The sequence below is a fragment of the Halanaerobium sp. genome (genome assembly GCF_003070835.1).
On sequence record NZ_QBLR01000356.1, the window covers coordinates 1 to 3,264 of the forward strand.

At 33.4% G+C, this 3,264-nt stretch carries 3 protein-coding genes; all 3 read right to left on the bottom strand.

Annotated features, from left to right (window positions below):
- Positions 1-98 precede the first annotated feature (98 nt).
- The 3 genes from flgL to CI949_RS18920 are packed head-to-tail and all read right to left on the bottom strand — an operon-like array spanning position 99 to position 3,197.
- Positions 99-989: a flagellar hook-associated protein FlgL gene (gene flgL / locus CI949_RS18910; protein WP_290769285.1), complete on the bottom strand. Its 891-nt coding sequence runs from the start codon at positions 987-989 to the stop codon at positions 99-101.
- A 19-nt stretch (positions 990-1,008) separates the two neighbouring features.
- Positions 1,009-2,682: a flagellar hook-associated protein FlgK gene (gene flgK / locus CI949_RS18915; protein ID WP_290769288.1), complete on the bottom strand. Its 1,674-nt coding sequence runs from the start codon at positions 2,680-2,682 to the stop codon at positions 1,009-1,011.
- A gap of 14 nt (positions 2,683-2,696) precedes the next feature.
- Positions 2,697-3,197: a flagellar protein FlgN gene (locus tag CI949_RS18920; protein WP_089717070.1), complete on the bottom strand. Its 501-nt coding sequence runs from the start codon at positions 3,195-3,197 to the stop codon at positions 2,697-2,699.
- Positions 3,198-3,264: the final 67 nt, after the last annotated feature.

Sequence of the window (3,264 nt, forward strand, 5' to 3'; positions counted from 1 at the left end):
CAGCAACACTTCGGCCGATAGTGTTGCCAGCAACGGTGTTTTAGTAACCATTACAACTATGGGATTTTTAAACCATAGTTATAAAAGTAACTAAAAATTTATCTAATAAAATCTACTAAAGACTGCTGCATAATTCTTGAGCCAGAGGCTAAAGAAGCTCTGTAAACTGTTTCTTCCATCTTTAGCTCTGTTATCACCTCAGCTAAATCAGCATCTTCATTTTTGGATTTTAAATCTCTTAAATGTACTTCATTTGCTTCTAATCTACTAATAATGTTTCCTGTCCGCTGCAGTTTTCCCCCAACTTCAGATCTTAATTCTGCATAATTATTAATTGCAGTATCCATTGCATTAAGGTTATCACCTATTTCTTCTCCACTTTTTCCTGAATCAAGATCATCATATATTTTATTTAAAGCTTCAATTTCTTTTTTAAAGACTTCATCTCCATCAAGATTAACCTGCATCTCAACATTCTCATTTAATCTACGCTTAACACCATTTTTATCACCCTGATATTGAACATAGTCACCAATTCCATTATCAACTACTTCAAATGGCTTTTCGCCTGTTTTCTGTCCGGAAAATATGTAGCTGTCACCAAGTTTAGCATTAGAGATATCAATTAATTCATCTCTTAACTGTTTCATTTCTTTAGCCACCATTTTTCTGTCATCAGATGTCATCGAATCGTTAGCAGCATAAATTGTTAATTCTCTTGCTCTTTGAATTACTTTAGTTCCACTTTTAAGAGCACTCTCTGTAGTATTTAACCAGTTTTCTGCCTGATCAAGATTACGCTGAAACTGATTATTTCTATTTAACTGTGCCTTATAATTCATGCTATCCGCTACCTTAATTGGGGCATCAGATGGCATCTGGAACAACTTACCTGAACTTAACTGTTCATTTAAGTTATTTAAATCTCCTAAGTTATTTTGTAGATGGTCTAACATATTTCTCACCATCATTGAGTTAGTAACCCGCATTCTTTTCAACTCCTATATCTTAAACTATTGTCATTAATGAATCCAGTAATTCTTCTGTTTTATTAATATATTTAGCTGCTGCTGCATATGACTGCTGATATTTAATTAAATTGGCCATTTCCTCATCTAAAGAAACTCCAGAAATACTTCTGTCAAGAGTGTTTAGCTGTTTTAGAACAACTTCCTGGTTATTTACCATCTTCTGAGCTCTAGATGATTCAGCACCGACAGAAGTAATGATTTTTCTAAAATCAGATTTTACATTATTTCCATCTTGATTAAAGATATCAGAAAGAGCATTAGCATTTTCTCCATTACCAATACTGTATCCTAAATCTACTGTAGCGGTTCCTTTGCTATTTGCTGTTATTATAAAGTCACCTGCTGTAAGATCTGTCTCAAAACTATTAGTTTCTGCATTAAATCCAATTTTTAAATCATCTGCTTCTGTGACAGTTTTAGTTGACGATACTTCTCCTGTATCTAGATTAGTAACTGTAACATCATAATCATCACCATTTGTAGCAATATCAATCTCAAATTTACCATCTGCATCACTGCTGTCTAATTTTTCAATTCCTACAACAGAAAGATCAGAAACAGTATTCCCGGCGGCAATTTTAGCCAAACCACCATCAGGATTATCAATCTCATCTGTTAAAGCCAGTTGAGAAACTGCCTTGTCAGAATTAGTGATTTCGGCAAAAAAATCTTTACCCTGCTTCCCTTCTGCATCATAACCAGCTCTGTGCTGCTTATTAAAATCAGTTACCATATCTTCTACAAGTTTATTTAATTTATCAAGCTTATCAGTAATTATTGTATCTCGTACTTCCATCCAGGCTTTAATCTTACCATTTTTAACATTAATTGGAGAACCGGTCTTTTTATGCCCAAGTATTTTTTTGTCAGCATTATCTGGATCTTCAATAATTTCCAGTTCATATGCATCAGAACCATTAACAATCTGCTTTCCATCTGCAGATATAATTAAATTACCCTGATCATCTTCCCTGGACTGCACATCTAACATTGAGTTTAAATCTTTGTATAAGGCGTCTCTCTCATCTAGAAGATCGTTTGGACTCTGTCCACTCCCTTTGACAGAAACAATCTGCTTATTAAGGTCTGCAATTTTAGTAGTTATTTCATTAATACTAGCAGCTGCATTATTTAAGTTTTGATCTATGCTCTCTTTATAATCTACTAATTGACTTTCTACACTCTGAAAAGAATCAACTAAATTTCTGGCATTTTCTCTGACCATGTTTCGAGCTGCATCATCACTTGGGTTGTTGCTTAAATCCTGCAGTGAATTCCAGAACTGATCCATTGCTGTATCTATTCCGGAATCAGAAGGTTCATTAAAAATATATTCTATCTTTTCCAAACCCTTCTGTTTTTCATTCCAATAACCAGCAGTCTGAGTTTCATTAAAGATCTGAGAATTAATAAACTGATCTTTAACCCGCTCAACCCTTTCGATCTCAACACCAGTTCCAAATTGTCCGGCTCCTCCATGATTGGAAAGCCCCGGAGCTGTATATGGATAAGAGGCTTTCTGTACTGCCCGCTGTTTATTATAATCTTCATTATTTGCATTTGCTATATTATGTCCGGTTACATCTAAAGATTTTCTTTGAGTTTCTAAAGCTCTTAAGCCAAGATGTAAACCGCTAAATATATTATTCATTTATATAACCACCTTTAGACCTTTTTGTTTAACAATCGAGGCTGTTCTTTTTGCTCTTTATCTTTTTTAGTATATGTATTTTTGTTTTCTTTAATGCTCTTTAAAATGCTTTCTATAGAAAAAGTATTAACTTCTAAGGCCTGATTAAGCAGCTTTTGGTTCTGGTCATTTAAACTATAAAAATCATCTGTCAGTTCAATTATTTTTTGCCTAATATCCTTTAAATCTTCTTCCCAGTCAGCTGGAAGTTCTTCTATAAAATCACTGTATTTATCGTGCTCCAGTTTTAAATTAAATTCTGATTTAATTTTTTCTATAATCTCTTTTCTTTCTTTTTCTTTTGCTTCTATCTTCTCTATAACTTCCTGATCAGCTGCTAAAATTTCACTTAAGGCTGCTGTATCATTTTCTAAAAGGGCCTCATTTTTTTCTTCAGCTACCGCAAAAAGTTCCTGATAAAGCTCTTTTTCTTCTTTTAAAAGTCTGATTAAATCTTCTTTTAGCTCAGCTTGCATTTATTTCACCTACTTGATATTTTTTAACATTTTTGCAGCAATTTTTTTGCTGTCAATCTGATAGTTA